The organism is Mongoliibacter ruber (assembly GCF_003003005.1).
GTDB lineage: Bacteria > Bacteroidota > Bacteroidia > Cytophagales > Cyclobacteriaceae > Mongoliibacter > Mongoliibacter ruber.
Genome location: NZ_PVTR01000006.1, coordinates 84,566 through 105,891 on the forward strand (window position 1 = coordinate 84,566; position 21,326 = coordinate 105,891).

General features: G+C 40.5%; 17 protein-coding genes and 1 pseudogene. 10 read left to right on the top strand and 8 right to left on the bottom strand.

The window, feature by feature from the left end; all coding sequences use genetic code 11:
- Positions 1 to 4: 4 nt before the first annotated feature.
- Complete coding sequence (locus tag CLW00_RS11020) at positions 5 to 817, bottom strand: SDR family oxidoreductase (protein ID WP_106133959.1); 813 nt, start codon at positions 815 to 817, stop codon at positions 5 to 7.
- A gap of 165 nt (positions 818 to 982) precedes the next feature.
- On the opposite strand from CLW00_RS11020, the gene rlmD reads away from it, so the two are divergent.
- The 5 genes from rlmD (at position 983) to CLW00_RS11045 (ending at position 7,233) form a co-directional block, all read left to right on the top strand.
- Positions 983 to 2,395: a 23S rRNA (uracil(1939)-C(5))-methyltransferase RlmD gene (gene rlmD, locus CLW00_RS11025; protein ID WP_106133746.1), complete on the top strand. Its 1,413-nt coding sequence runs from the start codon at positions 983 to 985 to the stop codon at positions 2,393 to 2,395.
- Positions 2,392 to 2,769 (top strand): hypothetical protein, encoded by a 378-nt coding sequence (locus tag CLW00_RS11030; protein ID WP_106133747.1) that lies wholly within the window; start codon positions 2,392 to 2,394, stop codon positions 2,767 to 2,769. The genes rlmD and CLW00_RS11030 overlap by 4 nt, the downstream gene beginning before the upstream one ends.
- Positions 2,770 to 3,319: 550 nt before the next feature.
- The gene (locus CLW00_RS11035) at positions 3,320 to 4,249 is read left to right on the top strand and encodes an RraA family protein (RefSeq protein WP_106133748.1); all 930 of its coding nucleotides are present in this window, start codon (positions 3,320 to 3,322) and stop codon (positions 4,247 to 4,249) included.
- A gap of 37 nt (positions 4,250 to 4,286) precedes the next feature.
- Entirely contained in the window at positions 4,287 to 5,765 is a 1,479-nt protein-coding gene (locus CLW00_RS11040) for a mandelate racemase/muconate lactonizing enzyme family protein (protein WP_106133749.1), read from the top strand.
- A gap of 382 nt (positions 5,766 to 6,147) precedes the next feature.
- The gene (locus tag CLW00_RS11045; protein WP_106133750.1) at positions 6,148 to 7,233 is read left to right on the top strand and encodes a bile acid:sodium symporter family protein; all 1,086 of its coding nucleotides are present in this window, start codon (positions 6,148 to 6,150) and stop codon (positions 7,231 to 7,233) included.
- Positions 7,234 to 7,821: 588 nt separating this feature from the next.
- Here the strand turns inward: CLW00_RS11045 and CLW00_RS11050 are convergent.
- The 7 genes and pseudogenes from CLW00_RS11050 to mce form a co-directional block, all read right to left on the bottom strand.
- On the bottom strand, positions 7,822 to 8,943 hold the full coding sequence (locus CLW00_RS11050; RefSeq protein WP_106133751.1) for an amidohydrolase family protein: 1,122 nt from the start codon (positions 8,941 to 8,943) through the stop codon (positions 7,822 to 7,824).
- Between the two features lie 165 nt (positions 8,944 to 9,108).
- Positions 9,109 to 9,279: a helix-hairpin-helix domain-containing protein gene (locus CLW00_RS11055; protein ID WP_106133752.1), complete on the bottom strand. Its 171-nt coding sequence runs from the start codon at positions 9,277 to 9,279 to the stop codon at positions 9,109 to 9,111.
- A gap of 18 nt (positions 9,280 to 9,297) precedes the next feature.
- Positions 9,298 to 9,792, bottom strand: a pseudogene (locus CLW00_RS21850) (ERCC4 domain-containing protein).
- An 89-nt stretch (positions 9,793 to 9,881) separates the two neighbouring features.
- Positions 9,882 to 10,910 carry a thiamine-phosphate kinase gene (thiL, locus tag CLW00_RS11070; protein WP_106133960.1) on the bottom strand — a complete coding sequence of 343 codons (1,029 nt, stop codon included), beginning with the start codon at positions 10,908 to 10,910 and terminating at the stop codon, positions 9,882 to 9,884.
- Positions 10,911 to 11,455: 545 nt separating this feature from the next.
- Positions 11,456 to 12,046 carry an outer membrane beta-barrel protein gene (locus CLW00_RS11075; protein WP_146131411.1) on the bottom strand — a complete coding sequence of 197 codons (591 nt, stop codon included), beginning with the start codon at positions 12,044 to 12,046 and terminating at the stop codon, positions 11,456 to 11,458.
- A 33-nt stretch (positions 12,047 to 12,079) separates the two neighbouring features.
- The gene (locus CLW00_RS11080; RefSeq protein WP_106133756.1) at positions 12,080 to 12,661 is read right to left on the bottom strand and encodes a hypothetical protein; all 582 of its coding nucleotides are present in this window, start codon (positions 12,659 to 12,661) and stop codon (positions 12,080 to 12,082) included.
- A 142-nt stretch (positions 12,662 to 12,803) separates the two neighbouring features.
- Positions 12,804 to 13,202 carry a methylmalonyl-CoA epimerase gene (gene mce / locus CLW00_RS11085; RefSeq protein WP_106133757.1) on the bottom strand — a complete coding sequence of 133 codons (399 nt, stop codon included), beginning with the start codon at positions 13,200 to 13,202 and terminating at the stop codon, positions 12,804 to 12,806.
- A 243-nt stretch (positions 13,203 to 13,445) separates the two neighbouring features.
- Between mce and CLW00_RS11090 the strand changes: the two genes are divergently transcribed.
- The 5 genes from CLW00_RS11090 (at position 13,446) to gcvT (ending at position 21,283) form a co-directional block, all read left to right on the top strand.
- On the top strand, positions 13,446 to 14,795 hold the full coding sequence (locus CLW00_RS11090) for an FAD-dependent oxidoreductase (RefSeq protein ID WP_106133758.1): 1,350 nt from the start codon (positions 13,446 to 13,448) through the stop codon (positions 14,793 to 14,795).
- Between the two features lie 176 nt (positions 14,796 to 14,971).
- Entirely contained in the window at positions 14,972 to 15,298 is a 327-nt protein-coding gene (locus CLW00_RS11095; RefSeq protein WP_106133961.1) for a HesB/IscA family protein, read from the top strand.
- Positions 15,299 to 15,674: 376 nt separating this feature from the next.
- On the top strand, positions 15,675 to 18,722 hold the full coding sequence (locus CLW00_RS11100; RefSeq protein ID WP_106133759.1) for a SusC/RagA family TonB-linked outer membrane protein: 3,048 nt from the start codon (positions 15,675 to 15,677) through the stop codon (positions 18,720 to 18,722).
- A gap of 12 nt (positions 18,723 to 18,734) precedes the next feature.
- Complete coding sequence (locus CLW00_RS11105; protein WP_106133760.1) at positions 18,735 to 20,075, top strand: RagB/SusD family nutrient uptake outer membrane protein; 1,341 nt, start codon at positions 18,735 to 18,737, stop codon at positions 20,073 to 20,075.
- 110 nt (positions 20,076 to 20,185) lie between these two features.
- On the top strand, positions 20,186 to 21,283 hold the full coding sequence (gene gcvT, locus CLW00_RS11110) for a glycine cleavage system aminomethyltransferase GcvT (RefSeq protein WP_106133761.1): 1,098 nt from the start codon (positions 20,186 to 20,188) through the stop codon (positions 21,281 to 21,283).
- The last annotated feature ends 43 nt before the right edge of the window (positions 21,284 to 21,326 follow it).

Genomic DNA, 21,326 nt, shown 5'->3' on the forward strand with positions numbered 1-21,326 from the left:
AGGTTTATTTAAATGGGGAGTCCTTTTCCTTGGCCATGGTCTTATAAACCAAATTATCCATAGTCCCCGGTATCCACTTATTCAGAAATACTGCCAATTTTCCCTGATTGGTTAAAACCAAGTCTCTTTTTCTCTTAATTGTAGCTTTTACAATCTCGTCTGCCACTTCTTCTGCACTCATCATTTTATTCTCTTCTCTTGGTGATTCTCCCTGAATTTGCCCCTGGGCTGTCAAGGCATTGTTCCTGATATTGGAAGAAGTAAACCCGGGACTTGCGACCAATATGTGTACCCCTCTCTTCATTACTTCAGTACGCAAAGATTCAAAAAAACCATTCATGGCATACTTACTCGCTGTGTAAGCAGTACGGGCAGGCGTGCCTCGGTAGCCATTGATTGATGAGACAGCAACTATACTGCCTTGATTTTTAAGTATTTCAGGTAAACAATATTTGGTGGCATAGACTGCTCCATAAAAGTTGGTATCCATTACCTTTTTGAACACCTCCAAGTCCAAATCCTCAAAAAGTGCACGCATTGAAATCCCTGCGTTGTTGATCAAAATATCAATTCTCCCAAACCTTTTGACAGTTTCAAGCACCACTTCCTCATTGTCAGCTTCAATTGCAGCATCCGCCAAGATTCCCATGACTTCAATCCCTTCCTGCTGCAGTCTGTGCAGGGTATTGTCTATTTTGACCTGCTTCCTTCCAGTGATGACGACTTTAGCCCCTTCTTTGCCAAAAGCCATGGCACATGCCTCACCGATCCCTGAGGTTGCGCCTGTGACGATGACTACTTTTCCTTTCAATTTCATTTTTATGCCCATTTATGGGATAAAGATAAAAATATAGGCGGGAGGAGTGAAAGTAAAATGTCTTTTGGCCAAAATAATATTCCCAAAGCCTACAGATTTATCGACTTTCAGGAATCTTATTTGGAAAATCAAAAGGGCTAATGCTTTTTTCTTAATTTTGCGCCCATGTCAAGAAAGATGAAAAATAAAGTGGTCACTGACCTGAAGATAGAAAGAATTGCCACTGAAGGGAAATGTGTAGGCCATCATGATGGCAAAGTGGTTTTTGTAAAGGATGTGGCGCCTGGAGATGTGGTAGATGTCAGAATCACCAGGGGCAAAAGTTCCTTCATGGAGGGTGAACCAATCCATTTTCACGAATATTCAAAAGACAGAGTCGAGGCATTTTGCTCTCATTTTGGCACTTGTGGCGGCTGCAAATGGCAACACATCAATTATGACCTGCAAAAAAGTTACAAAAGACAACAAGTAGTCGATCAGTTTAGCCGAATCGGCAAGGTGGAAAACATGCCAGAGGTTTTGCCTATATTAGGTTCAGAAAACACCCGATACTATAGGAATAAGCTTGATTTCACCTTTTCCAACAACAGATGGTTGACTCGGGAGGAGATTGACTCGGGAGCAGAATTTGAAAGAAATGCCTTGGGATTCCATATCCCAAAGATGTTTGATAAAATCGTAGACATCGAGCACTGTTACTTGCAAGGAAATATCTCCAATGATGTCAGAAATGAACTTCGGGAATTTGCTTTGGACAATAACCTGTCTTTTTATGACATCAGAAATCAAGTCGGCTTGCTCCGTAACCTGATCATCAGAACGAGTAGTACTGGAGAAAGCATGATCATTGTGCAGTTTGGGGCGGATACTCAAGAAGAAATTGAAATGGTGATGGCATTTTTAAAAGACAGATTCCCTGAAATCACCGCTTTATTGTATATCGTCAACCTGAAGAAAAACGAAACATTCAATGACCTTGATGTAGTCACTTACGCAGGTAGAGCCTTTATTGAAGAAGAAATGGAAGGGCTGAAATTCAGAATTGGTCCTAAGTCATTTTACCAAACCAATTCAGAACAGGCATATGAATTGTATAAAGTAACCCGGGATTTTGCAGAACTTGAAGGAAATGAAGTTGTGTATGATTTGTACACCGGTACCGGAACCATAGCTAATTTTGTAGCCAAACAAGCAAAACAAGTCATCGGAATTGAATATGTGGAAGCTGCGATTGAGGATGCCAAACTCAATTCTAAAGTAAATGGCATAGACAACACACTCTTTTATGCTGGGGATATGAAAGACATGCTCAATAATGAATTTATCGCTAAGCATGCCAAACCCGATGTCATCATCACCGATCCGCCAAGGGCTGGAATGCACGAAGATGTGGTCAATATGCTACTCCAACTCGAAGCTCCTAAGATTGTGTATGTGAGTTGCAACCCCGCTACCCAAGCTAGAGATGTGGCATTATTGTCAGAAAAATACAGCCTTGACAAAATTCAGCCTGTGGATATGTTTCCACAGACCTATCATGTAGAAAATGTAGTACGTTTAACTTTGAAAAAATCATGATTTCAGACTTCAACGATCCAGAATTGAATGGAAAATACTTGGGTACCATCACTAAAGATTTTGTAAAAGTGGCTGAAGTACTCAAGGAAGCTTCTTATCAGGTACGCAGCAGGAAATTTTCCAAGTATCCGATTTTCCCCATTTCCAAGGAAGACCAACCCATCGGTCAGCTGTTTTTAGGTAAAGAAGAAAAGAAACTTGACTGGAATTACTATATCACTTATTTGGATGAGTTTCTTCAACGTAAGCTGATTTCTGAGGAATTGCTCGAAGATTTTGAGAAAGCCTACAAAGACCCTGATGAGTTTTGCTGCCTTTTTGTGGTAGATGGCAATTTCACCAGTTTTGTGTATGTGCCGTATCCTGAGGATTGAGGGGAAAAAATTACTTCATTCATTATTTTTGATTTACAAAATACGATTTACGAGGCCTTTCGAGAATCATAACTTCCTAATATTTTGAAGCCGATCTTGGTTTGCCTATACTCGGTACAGGCTTTGGTTCTCTTCATCCTTCATCCTTCCTCCTTTATCCTTTATCCTTTATCCTTTATTCTTTATCCCTCATCCACGGCCGGGTGCCCACTCGGACGGGCTTCATCCTTTCCCATTTCATCCCTGTTTTTGGCAAAAAGCTTAATTCACCATTGATCTTCTTTTGGCCAAAAAATAATATCGTCATTATCCTTAAATCCCTAGGTTGCACCTAGGGCTATTCAAAATTCGATCACTTCGTGATCCGGAAGATGCCTTCACCAATTTCAATCCTTCTTTCATTTTATTCATCCTTTCCTCCCCTCACCTCATATCCCAATCACTCAAACCCCAATTCTTCCGTATTTCCCATATTTAACCATCATTTCTATAATTTTTCATTAACTTAATTGCTAATTCCTATTGATAATAACCCATAAACCTATTAACTATGAAAAAATGCTTTTTGGCAATTTGCTGTATAATGGCAATGCCTGTTTTACTGCATGCCCAACAAATCTCCCCTACTCCCGATCAAATCAAAAAGATCACACCTGAATGGACAGGAGAACGATTCCCAGATGGAAGACCAAAAGTTCCCGATGCTTTATTAGAAAGGCTGGAAAAAATATCTGTAGAAGAAGCTTGGGGATACCTTAGAAATAAGGGGTACCACAACCAATTTGAAAATGATTGGATCACTATTCAAGATGACAGAGTAATGACCGGTAGGGCCCTCACAGCCCAATTCATGCCTTTGAGACCCGATGTAAACGATGTGGTCAAAGAAATTGGAAAGGAGGAAGACCGCGTACAATCAGGGGGAACCAATTCATGGCCAATCGATGAATTGCAAGAAAAAGACATTTATGTAGCAGACAGTTATGGTAAAATCGTAGATGGCACCCTGATCGGAGACAACCTTGGCAATGCTATTTATGCAAAATCCCAAAGAGGTGTAATTTTCTATGGTTCAGTCAGAGATATGGCTGGCTTAAGTGAAATCGACGGATTCAACGGCTGGATCAAAGGACATGACCCTTCTTACATCCAACAGATGATGCTCACCACAATCAATTATCCCATCCGAATTGGGAGGGCTTCTGTAGTGCCTGGAGACGCTGTTCTCGCCAATAAATACGGCGTTATTTTTATACCTTCTCACCTTTTGGCTGACTTGGTTATCAATTCAGAGTTTGTCATGCTCCGTGACAAATTCGGCATCCAAAGACTCAAAGAAGGCAAATACAGTCCAGGCGAAATTGACAGCCGCTGGTCAGAAACCATCGTTCAGGACTTTTTGCAGTGGATCAATACCCAGACTGACCTTCCGATGAGCCGTCAAGAATTGGATGAATTTCTCAAGGAAAGAAATTGGTAGCGCTTAAATATTACACTTAACATAAACCTAAAAACCTATGAAAACCATTTTGCAAGATGTCATTGAAAAACACAAGAAAGAAGAAGAAACAAAAGCCAGTCAAATCACCAAAAATACCGAAAAGGAAAACAGTCGTAGAGATTTTTTCAGAAAAGCAGCTCTAGGTGGTATTGGTTTGGGAGCTATGATGGGAGCTTCCATGGAAGATACATTGGCCCACACCACGTCAAAAGTGAATAGATTTTCCGCTCCATCTGATTTGAAAATCACAGATATGCGAGTAGCAGTGATCAAAAATGTAGGACGAACCCCAATCATCCGAATCGATACCAACCAGGGGATTTATGGTCTGGGGGATGTGCGTGATGGTGGCGATGAGCGTTATGCCTTGATGCTCAAAAGCCGCATATTGGGAGAAAACCCCTGCAACGTAGAAAAACTTTTCAAAATCATCCGTCAGTTTGGCCATCATGGTCGACAAGCAGGGGGAGTCTGTGCAGTAGAAATGGCGCTTTGGGACCTTTGCGGAAAAGCTTACGGAGTACCGGCATGGCAACTCTTGGGTGGAAGATACAGGGACACAGTCAGGTTATACGCCGATACTCCCGGATTTAATGACCCCAAAGAATTTGCTGCGGTAATGAAAGAGCGAACGGAAGTGCAAGGATTCACATGGTTAAAAATGGACCTGGGCATTCATTTGGTAGCAGACCAAAGAGATGCTTTGAACAACTCCAAATTCTGGAATGGCGCCAAAGGTCAGTACGACACCCGGGATTACATGAGTTATGGTAGCACCCTTCATCCTTTCACCCATGTCCAGATCAATGAAAAAGGTTTGGAAGGCTTGGCTGAATATGTCGAAAATGTTAGAAGTGCAGTTGGTTATGAAATTCCTCTTTCCGCTGATCATTTTGGACACTTCGATATCAACAATTCCATCAGGTTTGGGAAAGCCATGGACAAATACCGCCTCGCTTGGTTGGAAGACATGGTGCCATGGATGTACACTGATCAATGGAGAACCGTTTCTGATGCATTGGAGACACCTACGTGTACGGGAGAAGATATTTACATGCTCAATGGCTTCAAGCCCCTGATAGATGCACGTGCTGTAGATGTGGTTCACCCAGATCTCGGTACTTCAGGAGGGTTGTTGGAAACCAAAAAAATCGGGGATTATGCCGAAGAACAAGGGGTGGCCATGGCCATGCACATGGCAGGCTCGCCCATTTGTTTTATGGCCAATGTACATTGCGCTGCAGCAACCCAAAACTTCCTTTCTTTAGAACACCATTCTGTAGATACCCCTTGGTGGGAAAAACTGGTCACCATGACAGGCTCGCAGCCCATGATTACCAAGGGCTTTGCCAATGTTCCTTTAGATGCACCTGGACTTGGTGTGGATTTGAACGAAGAAGTTATCAGAGAACACCTTCATCCTGATGCTCCGGGATATTTTGAACCCACCCCTGAATGGGATCAAAAGCGATCTTGGGATAGACTTTGGAGTTGATCTAACGCCTAATCATGAAGCCTTTCTCTTAAGCAATTATTTCTTTGTGCCTTGGTGTCCGAGTGGCCTGATTCAAAATAGCCACAAAGACACTACGGCACAAAGAATTTCCCCGACCTCGTTTATCTTTTAAATGTATATCCGCTTTCATACCAGTAGAATCTAAATAATAGAATTAACCTGTGATTTCGAACCAATATCTATAAATATCCAATATCTATTAGTATCCGTTTGCCAATAAACCCTCGTTTAATTGACTAGTGGCATGATTGAGGATAATCATAATATCCAATATCTACAAGTATCGGAGTGTCAAATGACATCATTGTATTTAGTAGGTAGCAGAATAGCGAATACTCATATTCTTTATAAAAAACCCTAAATGCCTACCTCCATCTATAAATTTTGTTTTGTTGCAGCGGGGATCCTATTCCTTCTTGCAGCCATCAACCAATATTTTCTTTTCATACCCTACCCTGGTGTAATCTGGATCTTGTTTTGGGTACTATTAGGTATTGGAATACGTGGTCAGGAAGCCTTAAAAGGTTATACCTATACAGTAATGATTTTTGCAGCAGTGACTGCTGCGATGTTTTATCCAAACTGGTTTACTACTTGGGGAGGCTTTACCCTTAGTGGCTTGATAGTCCCGCTACTACAATTAATTATGTTTGGTATGGGAACCTCCATGAGCCTAAAGGATTTTCATGGAGTCATCAAAATGCCTCGAGGAGTTCTAGCAGGGGTTTTATGTCAATTCACCATCATGCCCTTTATCGGTTTTGCCTTGGCCAAAGGAAGTGGCCTACCTCCTGAGATTGCTGCAGGAATCATATTGGTAGGTTGTTCACCAAGTGGGATGGCCTCCAATGTGATGAGTTTTTTGGCCAAAGCCAATTTGGCGCTTTCCATTACCATTACTGCAGTAACTACCATGCTGGCACCCTTCGTCACGCCGGCTTTGATGGGTTGGCTGGCAGGGGAATTTGTAGAAGTGGACATCCTCAAGATGATGATGGACATTGTCAAAATCGTGATTATCCCTATTGGTGCAGGACTGCTTTTCAACAGGTTTTTCAGTGGCAAAGTCAAATGGCTGGATGATGCCATGCCGCTTTTGTCTATGATTGCCATAGGGGTCATCATTGTAATCATCACCGCTGCCGGGAGGGACTCATTATTATCTATTGGCCCAATATTGATTGGCTTGGTCGTCATCCATAACCTGAGTGGGTATACCCTTGGGTATTGGGCAGGTAAACTCTTCCGCATGGATGAAAGAGACTGCCGAACCATAGCCCTTGAAGTAGGCATGCAAAACGGAGGCCTTGCCTCAGGCATCGCCAAGGAAATGGGCAAAATCGCCACCGTAGGTTTGGCCCCTGCTGTCTTTGGACCATTTATGAACATTACGGGTTCAGTGCTGGCTTCGTATTGGCATAAGAAGGGGGTGAAGGGGGAGAAGTAATTTTAGGTATAAAATATTTGTAGATACCTCCCATTCGAGAGATAGGGTGGATATCAATCAAAAGTATTGGTCTTAATTAAAATTTCCTCAGAGAGGACAGAAAAAGTACAATAATCTAATAAAAATCCCAAACCTTTAATATTTACATCATTTTAGCTTTTTTAAGAATGGCATGAGCTTTCACCAACTCCTTACTAAAATCTACAGTAGAGCTTTTCGAAATAGATTTCTCAGCCATTTTAACAAATTTTTCAGCTTCCTTCTCTTTTTATACAGGGATACTTTTGATAGTCAATGCCATAATCATTAAAATTTACTACAAGATTCAATAACTGTTTTGAATAAAACAAATCATGTTTTAAGTAATGTCATTACAATGTAATCTTCAGGATAGTTATTTTTTTGGTTAACCAATTATGTTAAGCATAGCACTGAACACAATGTTAGTATCCACCACTACTTTCATAAGTCAAGTTGCTTTTTTGTTTTTTGCTACCTCCTTTTTTTGCCTCAGCGTCCAAGTCATCTGAGAATTTAAAAATTTTGGATTTACACAATTATAACTTGTAAAGAAATTCTTTAAACCCCTCAATCCGGAAACCTACTACCATCGATTCCTGGAATGATCTTAATGGCATTTTTGTAGTAGAGTTTCTTTAAGACTTCATCTGGCAAACCCAAACCGTACATGGCCCAAAAAGCATGGTATTTTTTGTAATAGGGAAAATATTCGTCCTCGGTTTCCAAGACCCTGAAGTAGGTATAAAACTCTTCTTTGTTGTATGAATCTTTCCCAAAAAGCACCCGATCTTGATATTTTTCAAAGAAGGCCCTTGCTCTTTTCGGTTGCCTCCCAAACTCCGCGATCACGGCTCCTATTCCAAAATACACATTGGAATATTTTTCCAAATGGGCTTCAGCAGCATCAAGGTTGTTGGCCATCCATCCCATGTGCGCATTGACAAAGGTTGTGTTGGGATGCTTTGCAAATACATGGTGCTGCTCGGCAATGATCTGCTCAAAAGGAGCTGGATTGGTATCACTTCGCTTTCTTCCAGGATTGAGTTTGAGTTCAAGCCAACGCTCATTATTGGCATCCATAGGTTCCCAAAAAGCCGCCGGATCGCCCGCATGTATCAATACCGGTATACCCAATTCACCTGCTTTTGCCCACACAGGATCAAGGTCAGGATGGTCTACAGGAACACGGTTTCCATTGATGTCATTGACCGACAAACCAAGGCTTTTGAAGATTTTCAAACCATTGGCTCCATTTTCAACATCTTTTTGCAAGTCAGCAACCGCTTTTGCAGACCAACCTGGAGTCCCAAAGTCATTGAAGGAAAGGTTGGTAAATACTATAAACCTACCCGGTGCGACACCATTCATCCTACGGATCATGGAATACATGTACTCCTGACGGTCAATATCATCTCCATTTCGCGCATAGCCTCTTCCGCTAAGGTTGACCATTACACCCATGTTCAATTCGTCCATTTCAGGAACAAGTTTATTGGTGATCAATTCCTGACTGACATTCCATTGGTGACTATGGATATCAATAAAAGGGAATTTGGCTCTTTGGACAGGATTCTCAGGCACTACCAAAGTAGAAGGAGGATTGTATTCCTCAAAACTCATCTCTTGGGCGAATAGGTTGCCAATGGCAAAGGTGAGTAAAAAAAGAATTGACAATAGTTTGAGTTTCATACGGGTAAAAGGTCTTGGTTCTAAGAAATGTTTTCTGTGTTCGAAAACTTCAAAAAATCCTGTACTTATCCGCGCCACTCGTCAAAAAAATACATGGCAGGTTTCCTAAACCTGCCATGTCTGACCTATCCCTTGTAAACACTTGGTTCATCCTCTTCTCTACCATCACTCACCTAAAACCATTCTCATTTGTCTGGCAATGGTCTTTCCTATTCCTTCCACTTTAACCAATTCCGATTCAGGGGAAATGAAAACATTTTGAAGACTTCCAAAATATTGGATCAAACGCTCTGCCCGATCGGCTCCAATTCCCGGAAACCCCTCTAGAACATGCACGTTCTGCTTAAAAAAAGATCAGTTTTTTTTGAATTTAGGTTTCAGCCTAGGAAAAAATCTAAAATCATTCAACTTATCCTTGGTAAGCTGTTTGTAGCTTTGAAGCATGATTGAAATGGTCTGCTTTTGAGATTTTGACCTTATAACAGGAATTTTAAAGACCAAAGAAATGGAGATAATGATCCCTTGGATGGCATTTTTCTTAAACCCCGTTTCTCTAAACTCTTTTTCTTTTCCTTCCAGAATCAAACAAGATTTAATGTTTGAATTGGCCTACTTAGCAATTTGTTTAAAAAGCCTACCATCCTTGACAGAAGCACAAAAATCTGCTATTGATTTTCTTTCAACCAACAAATCATTATCCAAAAGATAGTCTCCAACAAGCAAACGTTCTTTTCTGACAATTATATTTTTACAATCAAGGATTTGATCAACGATTGTTTGTGGCTCCCTATCATCTTTAACAATCTGTAAAGGATAGAATTTAGTGTCTTTTAAAAAAATTTTCCATATTGATACATGCTGCTATCAATTAAAAATACACAACAACAATTATTTTCAAAAAGGAGAGGGCTTTTTGCCCTTTCCTTTTTGAAAATATCTTAAAAATGCTTCCAGCCTTGTGCCTTCAAGGCAACAGCGGGTCCTGATTTGGTGACCAGGTTTTTGCCATCTTCTTCCTTGTTGACATAGCCGATAAAGTGTATGTCCGGATGCTTTTCCAGCTTTTTGAAATCTTCCTGTGTGATGGTAAAGAGCAATTCGTAATCTTCTCCTCCATTCAGTACGCAGGTCGTCGGATCCATATTCAGTTCTACAGCCGTATCATAAGTCTGTTTGTCTATTGGAAGTTTGTCTTCATAAATAGTGACTCCTACTTTGGAAGACTTACAGATATGAAAAAGCTCAGAAGCCAAACCATCCGACACATCGAGCATACTGGTCGGAACCACTCCCATTTCCCTCAACTCATGGATGATATCCATTCTGGCGTCAGGACGGAGTTGCCTTGCTGTTACAATTTGGTACTTATCTAACTCAGGCTGCATATTCGGATTGGCCAAAAACACCTGTTTTTCTCTTTCCAATACCTGCAAACCTATAAATGCGCCTCCCAAGTCACCTGTCACGCAGATGATGTCATTTTCCTTGGCACCAGAACGGTAACTCAATTGTTCCTTTTGGGCTTCACCAATGGCGGTAATGGAAATAACCAAACCAGACCTTGAAGAAGTGGTATCTCCTCCAATCAAGTCTACTCCAAAGTGTTCACAAGCTGCATTGATCCCAGAATACAAGGCCTCCACAGCTTCTACCGAAAACCTGTTGGTGATCGCAATACTTACTGTAATTTGTTTTGGAATGGCATTCATGGCAGCCACGTCAGATATATTGACAGCAACAGCCTTGAATCCCACATGCGGCAGAGGAGCATATGACAGGTCAAAATGTACCCCTTCTAAAAGCAAATCTGTGGTCACTACCTTTACATGGTCGCCAGCCGCTATTACTGCAGCATCGTCACCGATTCCTTTTAAAGTAGATTCTTGATTGATTTTAACCTTTTGATGGAGACGGTCTATCAGACCAAACTCTCCCAATTCACCTATTTCTGTTCTTTTTTCAGACATAATAAATTCTTTCATAATGGCAGAGATAAAAAATCCGCCTTTCGCTATTGCCTGCAAAATTAAGCTTTATAATTTAAACCTAGGTATTGGTTTTATGATGAATCGATGAATTGACTAACTGAGGGACTACCAATGACAGATTTGTAGGGTTCGTCACCCTGAGATTTTAACATTTAGGAAATGTACAGAAAAAAGAATGACATCTCTTGCTGCGTCATTCTGATCCCGATCTTTATCGGGATCAGAATCTCCTACCTTACAGCTTATGAGACTCTTCCTCCGTATAGCTATCGGGATCAGGGTGACGAGCCCTAGTTTATGTCATTGGTAGTGAAGCGAAAGCCTGCCCCGTCCCGTCCCGATAAATATGGGGATATCGGGATATCGGGATATCGGGACGGGACGGGGCATCATCCTTTGACAGTAGGAGATCCCTCGCAATACTGCGGGACAGGCTTTCACTACGTTCAGGATGACGTACACCAACTGTCATTTCCTTTCTGTAAATGCTAAATTTTAAATACTCAGAATGCCACTGGAGAATGTTATTCCTTTTTTCCAAAAAACGACGAAGTGGTAAACACTAACCTTAGTCCTATATGATAAACTCCGGAATTCTGATCTGAACTCAGCCCTCTCGCCTGAAACATGGGGTTGATCAAAATCTTGTTACTATCATTGATACTGACTTGATAACCAATCCCAAAACCATATCCAGTATCAAAGGTATTTTCTTCCATATTCCAGGAAATATTGGGGCCTCCATTGAAAAAAACACGAGGAGAAACATTCCATTTCAGGTAAAAAGGTGCTGTAATTAAATTTTCCCAGTCATTATACTCTACAATATCTGGAAAGTTGGGATTGCCCCCTGCCCGGATTAAAAACCTGGAACGTGAGTAAGTAAGCCCTGTTTCAACATCAAATTTTGGGGAAATCGTCCGGATATAAGTGACCCCAATCGCGAAATACTCCCTAGGATAAAAACCTGGCCCTCCTATATACTCCCTACCTTCAAGAGAAAAATATCCAAATTCAACATTTCCGCCCCAATGGTTTTTTTGGGCCTTCGTTTCAGTGACAAATAAAACCAGAAAGAAAATTCCCAAGATTAAGATAACTTTTAAATTGTCCATAGGCTTAGCTGTTTATTTGGTTGAGAGCATATTTTATTCATTAGACGACTCAAAAACAAATATCGTCCTGATTCCCAACTGCGTGTTTCCATCCCAATTAGTCGGGAAATATGGGTTCGCATTAAACGTCGGTCCAATCAATAAAGCATACTTTTCTCCCAAATTGAATTCTTTGCCTACAACCAAAGAAAACCCTAACCGAAAAAATCCAAAGGATTCATTGGAGGAATGTACCAAGTTGGGGCCAGCTTGAAAAAAGAACCTTTGGGGAAGCCATAGCCTCAAATTAGCAGGTATTATCCAATAATTCATGGCAGTATTGTAAGGCGGGGCTGGTGCTCCCTGTGGGAGTATTGGAACTACCCTGAATTGATTATTGGTATATATTATTCCTGTTTCGAATTCCCATTTTTCTGAAATGGGTTTCATATAAAGCAAACCAATATCAAAAAAATATCTCCCTTCAAATATTGGCGCAAAGTCTGCAAAACTCGGTATGTAACCAGGATTACCGTAAGACGCCTGAACACCAAACCTTGACTTTCCGGTACCTTGGGCAAAACCCGATCCAGCACAAATCATAAAAGCAGCAATGATAAAAATGGATTTTTTCATATATTATTTAGAATAAATATGTTGTGAGAATATCGTCAGGCTGACAAAAGTATCACTCTCACGCTACCCCAATATCACTTAATATCCAAATATCAACTAATATCATTTTAATCTATTTAGTACCTCAATAAATTCGAATAATCTATTTCTCTTGACACAATTCCACCAATACCCCATTCGTGGATTTTGGATGCAGAAAGACTACAAGTTTATTATCAGCGCCCTCTTTTGGCGTTTCATTCAATATTTCAAATCCGGCTTTCTTTAATCTCTCGACCTCTGCATAGATATCGGCCACGTCAAAGGCTATATGGTGAATTCCTTCAGATTTCTTGGTGATAAATTTGGCTATTGGACTGTCTTCTCTGGTGGCTTCCAAAAGCTCGATTTTGGTCTCACCTACCTGAAAAAACGATGTTTTCACCCCCTCTCCCTCAACCGATTCTTCTTTGTAAGATTCTTTTCCTAGCAACCTTTTAAAAAGTTCATTGGATTTTTTCAAATCAGCTACCGCAATTCCCAAGTGTTCTATTTTTCTCATAACAATATATTTCTACCCAGATCAATCAAATTTACACTAAAAAATTAAAAGTCAGATTAATCAATGGAGTTTTCAACACTCAGATTACAGCCATTAAACGTGAGTCTTTGAATCCATTTTACTCTGCATCAATCTGCAAAATCTGCGGGAGATTTTATATTCTCACCTTCAAAATTCCATTTTTCTACAAATGAATCTAAAGAAAAACTTAACTTCATCATCCTTACCAAATCTATTTTTAAAATGTCTAAGACCAAAGTAATTGTGATCGGTGGGGATGCCGCCGGAATGAGTGCAGCCTCCAAAATCAGAAGGTCTCATGAAGATTGGGAAATCGTGGTATATGAAAAAAGCCCCCACACTTCTTACTCTGCTTGTGGTATGCCTTATTATATAGCTGGAAAAGTTTCATCTGAGGAGGACTTGGTTGCTAGAAGTCCAGAGACTTTTAGGGACAAGTACAACATAAAGGCCCATACCTTTCACGAAGTCATTCAGGTAGACCCTCCTCAACAAAAAGTATTGGTCAAAAACCTTCAGACTGAAGAATCATTTTGGGACAGTTATGATAAACTCTTAATTGCCACAGGGGCTTCTCCAAAAAAACCTGCCCTACCAGCAGTGGATTCAGATGGTGTATTTTGCCTTTCTACCCTACAAAGCGGCATAAACACATTCGAATACATCAAAAAACATAAGCCTAAAAAAGCTGTGATCGTAGGTGGTGGCTATCTGGGAGTAGAGATGGCGGAAGCATTATTGGAAAAGGGGTTGAATGTCACCCTGATAGACCGTAACCACTATATCATGAAGACTTTGGACCAGGATATGTCGGAAGATATTTGTGGTCTTATGAAGAAAAAAGGCATTACCTTATTGCTAAGTGAGAATCTTACCGCTTTTGAGGCAAATGAAAGTGGAAAAGTAACTTGCATTCTTACAGATAAGAGAAAAATCGAAGCAGAATTGGTCATTCTGGGAATGGGGGTAACGCCAAATAGTGAATTGGCCAAACTTGCAGGGATCAAGCTTTGTGACACAGCAGCCATACAGGTCAATGACCGTATGGAAACGTCTGCCCCCAATGTCTGGGCTGCGGGAGACTGCGCTTCATCATACCATATACTCAAAAAAAAGCACCAATTTATTGCACTAGGCACCATCGCCAATAAACATGGGCTGATCGCAGGAAGCAATATGTCAGAAGAAACTTTATCATTCCCTGGAGTAATTGGTACAGCTATTACCAAATTTTTGGAATTGGAAATATCCAGAACCGGGCTTTCTGAAACGGAGGCAAAAGCTCTGGAAATTGACTATGAGACGGCTACTATCAAAAGTTCAAACTTTGCCGGTTATTATCCAGAAAGTGGGGAAATCAAAGTGAAGTTATTGGTTGAAAAAGGTAGTCGTAGAATCATCGGGGGACAAATAATAGGTCAGAAAGGCAGTGGAAAACGAATAGACTGTATAGCTGCCTGTATTATGGGAAAGCAAACTGCTTTTGACTTGGCCATGATGGATTTGGCTTATGTTCCACCGCTATCTACAGTGTGGGACCCCATACAAATTGCCGCAAGGAGGTTAATGTAGAAAGTTTTTTTTGGCTCAGATAAAAATTTACTGATCAAATTCATCCAATCTCATTGCATTTTGAGCAGCTATTTGTTACTTTATTGCAACAAATTTATCTTTGTGTTCGAATTATTTTCTGACACAGGGTGTTAAGAATCTGTTTGAAAGTTGAAAATTTATTAAATGATAAAAATATGATAGTCGTTTCAGAAAAGGCCAAAGAGAGAATTCTTGAGTTGAGGAGAGAAGAAGGCCGAAATGATAGTGAAAATATAAGGGTTTCGGTGAAAGGCGGAGGTTGTTCAGGCCTCATGTATGACCTTGGTTTTGACAATAGCACTGTTGAGACAGACCATGTCTTTGAAGACAAAGGCGTTAAAATCATTGTGGACAGAAAAAGTCTGTTGTACTTGGCGGGTACAACTTTAGAATTTTCTGACGGATTAAATGGCAAAGGCTTTCAATTTGTCAATCCAAATGCCTCAAGGACTTGTGGATGCGGTGAAAGTTTCTCGATTTAAAAATATTTAAATAATACAATTAAAACCGGATTTAAAAGTCCGGTTTTTTTTATGTCTTTTCATTTGACTTATTCCAAAATATTAATATCAATTCACCTTAATATAATATAAAATTTCTATTGCAAACGTGTTCGAAAGCTAAAACCTGTACAATTACATAGAGATTTATTGAAAATTTTTTAAGAAAAAATTAATGTATTTAAATAACATTCTTTATTTATAAAATTCAAATTAAAGCAATTTAACCAGTCCTTTATTTAAAAATAGTTTTGTTTTATTTCAAATTAACCCATACATCTAATTAATATTTTTTGTACTTTTCTAGACCAAAATATCCTTTTTTCTTAATCTTTTATTAAACAAAACCATTTCGTTTATGATTAAAACTTTACTAAGCGCTGTGATTTTAGTTCTCCTTTTGGGGAGCACCGGATATGCACAGACACAGACAGTAACAGGTACTGTGGTTTCCGCCGAAGATGATTTACCCCTTCCGGGTGTAAATGTCAGAATCAAAGGAACTACTACAGGAACTGTAACAGACCTTGATGGATTGTACTCCATTCAAGCAGAAGCTGATCAAACCCTCGTATTCTCTTATATAGGATTTGACACGCAAGAGGCGGCCATAGGCAATAGAAATGTAGTTGATGTGGTATTACAGTTGGATTCCAAGACACTTGGCGAGGTGGTTGTAGTCGGCTATGGTACACAATCCCGAAGAGATTTGACAGGATCTGTAGGCAGTGTAAAGGGCGACGATATCAATAGGATGCCAGTAGCTTCTTTGGATGGAGCTATGCAAGGACGGGCTGCCGGAGTATTCGTTCAATCTCCGTCCGGGACGCCGGGAGCTGGGATTTCCATGCAAATCAGAGGTAACACTTCCCTCTCAGCCAGTAGTCAGCCACTTTATGTAATTGATGGGATTCCGATTATTTCAGAAGACCTCTCAGGTTTGTTTTCTGGTGGACAAGCTACCAACTCACTTGCTGATATTAATCCAGCGGACATTGAATCCATAGAGATTTTGAAAGATGCGTCAGCAGCTGCTATTTATGGGTCAAGAGGTGCTAACGGAGTTGTCTTGATCACTACCAAAAGAGGTAAATCAGGTGATGCTAAAATCGATATTAACGGTTTTTATGGTTTCCAGAGGATCACCAATGAGATTGACATGCACAGTTCACAAGAATTCTTGAACCTGATGAACGATGCTGCAAGACAAGACAACAGGGCCTTAGGTACCAATTATCCCGAAAACTATGTGTCAGATTTGTGGGGTTTCGATCCAAATGATCAAGACCTTCAAAACACCCGATGGTTCCAGGAAATCTTTAGAGATGCACCTATCCAAAGCTATGATGTAGCAGTATCAGGTGGCACGGATAAAACACAATACTACACCAGTTTAGCCTACTTCAATCAAGAGGGCGTTCAGCTTGGAACAGGTTTCGAAAGAATTTCAGCAAGACTCAATGTAGACACACAAGCCAAAAAATGGCTGAAAGTAGGCACCAGCATGACCTTGAATAGAACTATTCAGGACAGAACTATCAATGACAACTCACTTTATGGTGTAGTAATCAACTCTTTAGCAGGCGATCCTTTGATGCCCGTAAGACAGGAAGATGGCTCATATTCAGATCCATTTGATTATTTCGGATGGTGGATGTTGGACAATCCGGTATTGATTGCTGAAAACTATTACAGATTTACCAGAACGGTTAGAGGTCTAGCCAATACATATGCAGAAGCCAAATTGGCAGAAGGACTTACTTTAAGATCATCTTTGGGTATTGATTACACATATTTGGAAGATGAAGCTTATACTCCAATCATTTCAAGAGAATCGGTAAATGGTAATTTTAATGGATTTGGGAATTACGGAAATACTCAAGATTTTACCTGGATTGCGGAAAACTACCTTTCTTACACCAAAACTATTGGTGGTGGACTGCACAATATCAACGCAGTTTTGGGTAATTCTTACCAAGCTTCCAGTAGATCTTTTTCTTCGATCTCAGCACAAGGATTCCCGAGTGATCAGTTCACCAAGCTAGCTGTAGCTGCGAGAGTCACTGCAGCCTCTACTTCTGGTACCAACTGGGGGATTTCATCTTACTTCTTTAGGGGTAATTATAATTATGCCGATAAATTGCTAGCTACATTCACCGTTAGGGCCGATGGTTCCTCAAGGTTTGGTGAAAATTTCCGATTCGGTATTTTCCCTTCCGGTTCAATTGCTTACAGACTTAGCGAAGAAGCGTTCATGAAGGACCAAACTGTTGTTTCTGACTTAAAAGTCAGGGCTTCTTACGGTGTAGTAGGTAATCAGGATGGCATTGGGAATTTTGCATCAAGAGGCTTGTTTGGTGTGGGTGCATATAGGCAAATACCTTCACTAGTCCCTACTTCACTGAGTAATTCTAACCTCACATGGGAGAGTACTACCCAAGCCAACATTGGTTTAGATTTCGGAGTTTTAAACGACAGGATCACCTTGACCGCTGATGCGTTTGTCAAAACTACCGACGACCTATTACTCAACAGGCTTGTACCCGGTATTTCAGGTTTCAAGTTTGTAACTGAAAATATTGGAAAAGTAGAAAACAGGGGCTTGGAGCTCGCTGTGAGAGGTGTTATTTTGACTGGTCCTGTTGAATGGAGTTCTTCATTCAATATTTCTTGGATCAGAAATAAGGTATTGGAACTTGAAGTGGATGAGCAGATCTTAAATGATTCACATATTTTGGCTATAGGCCATCCGATAGGCACATATTTCTTGATTGATCAAGAAGGTGTGGATCCTGAAACCGGCGACATGAGATGGGTTGACGTCAATGGAGATGGTCAGATCAACTCAGCTGATAGAAGAATCGTGGGAAATGCACAGCCAAAATACTTTGGTGGATGGGACAACAGTTTTAGGTACAAAGGATTTGACTTGAACGTGTTTTTCCAATTCACAGTAGGAAATCAAATCTTTAACCATTCAAGAGCCTCGTATGAAAACTTAGGCTGGAGTAGAATCGGAACAGGCTTTCCACTTCCTGATGGAAACAACCACCGATTGGCTGATGAAAGATGGATGGAGCCAGGAGATGTTACAGATATCCCTAGGGCTTCCTTGACAAATGTAAACTGGAGAGAATACTCTTCAAGATGGCTGGAAGATGGTTCATTCTTAAGGTTGAGAATGCTCACTTTAGGCTACAACTTCAATCCTGCCATTATGGATAGGATTGGCGTTAGAAGCTTAAGGGTATTTGCGCAAGCTCAAAACTTACTCACTTTCACCAGGTATACTGGATTTGATCCTGAGGTAAGCCAAAATGCCAGAGACCCAAGGGTAGCTGGTTCTGACTTCGGTACATTCCCGCAGACCAGAAGTATTTCACTTGGTTTTAATATTGGCCTATAATCAAAAGCAATCATGAAAAAGATATATATCATCATATTGGCTGTTTTCACTGTTGCATCTTGTGACATTTTAGAGCCAGAACCACTTACATCTTTGGATGCAAGTGCAGCATTAGTGGACGGCGCTTCCGCAAATGCCATCCTATTGGGAGCTTACTCCAGGATGCAGAACATCAATTATTACGGGTTGGAATATGTACTCAACAATGACCTCATTGCAGACAATGCCAGGTATCAGGGATTCTTCGATTCCCAACTGGAAATTGACCAACGTGCGGTGCCTTTCACCAATCTATGGGTAACTCAAGCCTGGCCAAATATCTACCGGGTGATCAACATAGCTAACCTCCTTATTGCAGAAGTACCGGAATTGGAAGATCCTGGATTCAGTAATAGAAACAGAGTATTAGGTGAAGCTTATGCTATCAGAGCTTTGGCCTACTTTGACCTACTGAGGGTTTATGGAGAGTTCTTTAACGAAGGTTCCAGCTTTGGTGTCCCTATTTTATTAGAGCCTATCGAAAACAATGATTTCAACCTAATTCCTGATTTAGGGAGAAATTCAGTAAGCGAAACTTATGCGCAAATTCTAAGTGATTTGGACAATGGAATCGAACGACTAGAAGGTTTTAGTGACCGTGGCAGGGTAAATTTATGGGCTGCACTTAGCCTAAGAGCAAGAATCAACCTCTACAGAGAAAATTATGCTGCAGCATATGAAGATGCCAATAGAGTAATCACAGAAGGTCCTTTCTCTTTGCTTCCAAATGTATCAGAAATCTATGAAGCAACTGAACCTACTTCTGAATCAATATTTGAAGTTGAGTACAATGATCAAGATCAAAGCAGTTTTAATACTTACATTATCAGAAGGGATGAATACAATGTTGACCCGAGCTTAAGAGAAGCTTTTGAAGATGGTGACGCAAGGGCTGAGTTGTTTACATTTAGTAGGAACTCATTCAGGTCAGCCAAATACCCTGATGCTACCAATTCAAATAATGCCAAAGTATTTAGATTGGCTGAAATTCATTTCATCAGGTCCGAAGCTGCGGTTTTTGCAAATAATGACCCTAATGCAGGAACAGATGACTTGAATATTGTCCGTGAAAGGGCAGGACTAGGTCCTTTGGGATCCATGGGAAGCATTTCAGAATATGTAGATGCACTTTTGCAGGAAAGAAGATCCGAACTCAATTATGAAGGTCATAGGTTCTTTGACTTAGTAAGGCATGATAGGATCGGAACAGTTTTAGGTATGCCTGATTTTAGAAAAGTCTGGCCTATCCCAAGAGATGAATTACAGGTTTCCGGTGGCACTTTAGTGCAAAACCCGGGATATGAAACACTGTAAGACTTATTAATATTCAAAAAACGGCTACCTTCTGAAGGTGGCCGTTTTTATTTCACCTTAGTATTAAAGCTTTTATTACCTTTGCTGCAATAGAAAAATAAACCCCAAACATGACAGAAATTATCAAGAAAATTCAGCTAAATGACCTTCACGAAGCACTTGGAGGCAAAATGGTGCCTTTTGCAGGATACAATATGCCTGTCAGGTACTCTTCCGATATCGAAGAACATAAGACTGTCAGAGAAGGCGTAGGCGTTTTTGATGTATCTCATATGGGTGAATTTTTGGTGAAAGGACCAAAGGCGCTGGAATTGATCCAAAAAGTCACTTCAAATGATGCCTCCAAACTTGTGAATGGACAAGCGCAGTATTCATGTTTCCCAAATGATAAAGGAGGTATTGTAGACGATCTGATTGTCTACAAATTTGAAGATGAAAAATACATGCTCGTAGTCAATGCTTCCAATATCGAAAAGGATTGGAACTGGATCAATCAGCACAATGACATCGGCGCTGAATTGGAGAACATTTCCGATAACTTGTCACTATTTGCTGTACAGGGGCCAAAAGCAATCGAAGCAGTTCAATCCATTACTCCTGTTGATCTTTCCTCTATTAAATTCTACCACTTCACTGTTGGCGAATTTGCGGGAGTTAAAGACGTGATTATTTCAGGAACCGGATACACAGGTGCAGGGGGTTTCGAGATTTATGTGAAAAACGAAGATGCCGAAAAAGTATGGCAGGCTATATTCGAGGCTGGGAAAGATTTTGGAATCAAACCAATCGGACTCGGAGCAAGAGATACATTAAGGTTAGAAATGGGATATTGCCTGTATGGAAATGACATTACGGATGAGACATCTCCACTAGAAGCAGGACTCGGATGGATCACCAAATTCTCGAAAGATTTCATCAACAGCGAAAACCTAAAGACACAAAAAGAAAAAGGTGTACAAAGAAAATTGGTTGGCTTTATACTTCAGGAAAAAGGGATTCCAAGAGCACATTACACCATCACGAATGCTCAGGGCGAAGAAATCGGTGAAGTTACTTCAGGCACAATGTCTCCTTCAATGGGAGTAGGTGTGGGGCTCGGATATGTTAAAACTGAATTGGCAAGCCCTGGGACAGAAATCTTCATTTCGGTAAGGAATAAAAGCATTCCTGCTAAAATCGAAAAATTACCTTTGTACAAAAAACCATAAATTGGAAAGTAAGATGCCCTGGGTGCAAATGCTACACTCAGGG

What these genes read in the sequence shown, in the direction of transcription:
- CLW00_RS11020 (WP_106133959.1), bottom strand. Translation starts at nt 817, where the DNA reads ATGAAATTGAAAGGAAAAGTAGTCATCGTCACAGGCGCAACCTCAGGG.
- rlmD (WP_106133746.1), top strand. Translation starts at nt 983, where the DNA reads ATGTCAAGAAAGATGAAAAATAAAGTGGTCACTGACCTGAAGATAGAA.
- CLW00_RS11030 (WP_106133747.1), top strand. Translation starts at nt 2,392, where the DNA reads ATGATTTCAGACTTCAACGATCCAGAATTGAATGGAAAATACTTGGGT.
- CLW00_RS11035 (WP_106133748.1), top strand. Translation starts at nt 3,320, where the DNA reads ATGAAAAAATGCTTTTTGGCAATTTGCTGTATAATGGCAATGCCTGTT.
- CLW00_RS11040 (WP_106133749.1), top strand. Translation starts at nt 4,287, where the DNA reads ATGAAAACCATTTTGCAAGATGTCATTGAAAAACACAAGAAAGAAGAA.
- CLW00_RS11045 (WP_106133750.1), top strand. Translation starts at nt 6,148, where the DNA reads ATGCCTACCTCCATCTATAAATTTTGTTTTGTTGCAGCGGGGATCCTA.
- CLW00_RS11050 (WP_106133751.1), bottom strand. Translation starts at nt 8,943, where the DNA reads ATGAAACTCAAACTATTGTCAATTCTTTTTTTACTCACCTTTGCCATT.
- thiL (WP_106133960.1), bottom strand. Translation starts at nt 10,910, where the DNA reads ATGTCTGAAAAAAGAACAGAAATAGGTGAATTGGGAGAGTTTGGTCTG.
- CLW00_RS11075 (WP_146131411.1), bottom strand. Translation starts at nt 12,046, where the DNA reads ATGGACAATTTAAAAGTTATCTTAATCTTGGGAATTTTCTTTCTGGTT.
- CLW00_RS11080 (WP_106133756.1), bottom strand. Translation starts at nt 12,661, where the DNA reads ATGAAAAAATCCATTTTTATCATTGCTGCTTTTATGATTTGTGCTGGA.
- mce (WP_106133757.1), bottom strand. Translation starts at nt 13,202, where the DNA reads ATGAGAAAAATAGAACACTTGGGAATTGCGGTAGCTGATTTGAAAAAA.
- CLW00_RS11090 (WP_106133758.1), top strand. Translation starts at nt 13,446, where the DNA reads ATGTCTAAGACCAAAGTAATTGTGATCGGTGGGGATGCCGCCGGAATG.
- CLW00_RS11095 (WP_106133961.1), top strand. Translation starts at nt 14,972, where the DNA reads ATGATAGTCGTTTCAGAAAAGGCCAAAGAGAGAATTCTTGAGTTGAGG.
- CLW00_RS11100 (WP_106133759.1), top strand. Translation starts at nt 15,675, where the DNA reads ATGATTAAAACTTTACTAAGCGCTGTGATTTTAGTTCTCCTTTTGGGG.
- CLW00_RS11105 (WP_106133760.1), top strand. Translation starts at nt 18,735, where the DNA reads ATGAAAAAGATATATATCATCATATTGGCTGTTTTCACTGTTGCATCT.
- gcvT (WP_106133761.1), top strand. Translation starts at nt 20,186, where the DNA reads ATGACAGAAATTATCAAGAAAATTCAGCTAAATGACCTTCACGAAGCA.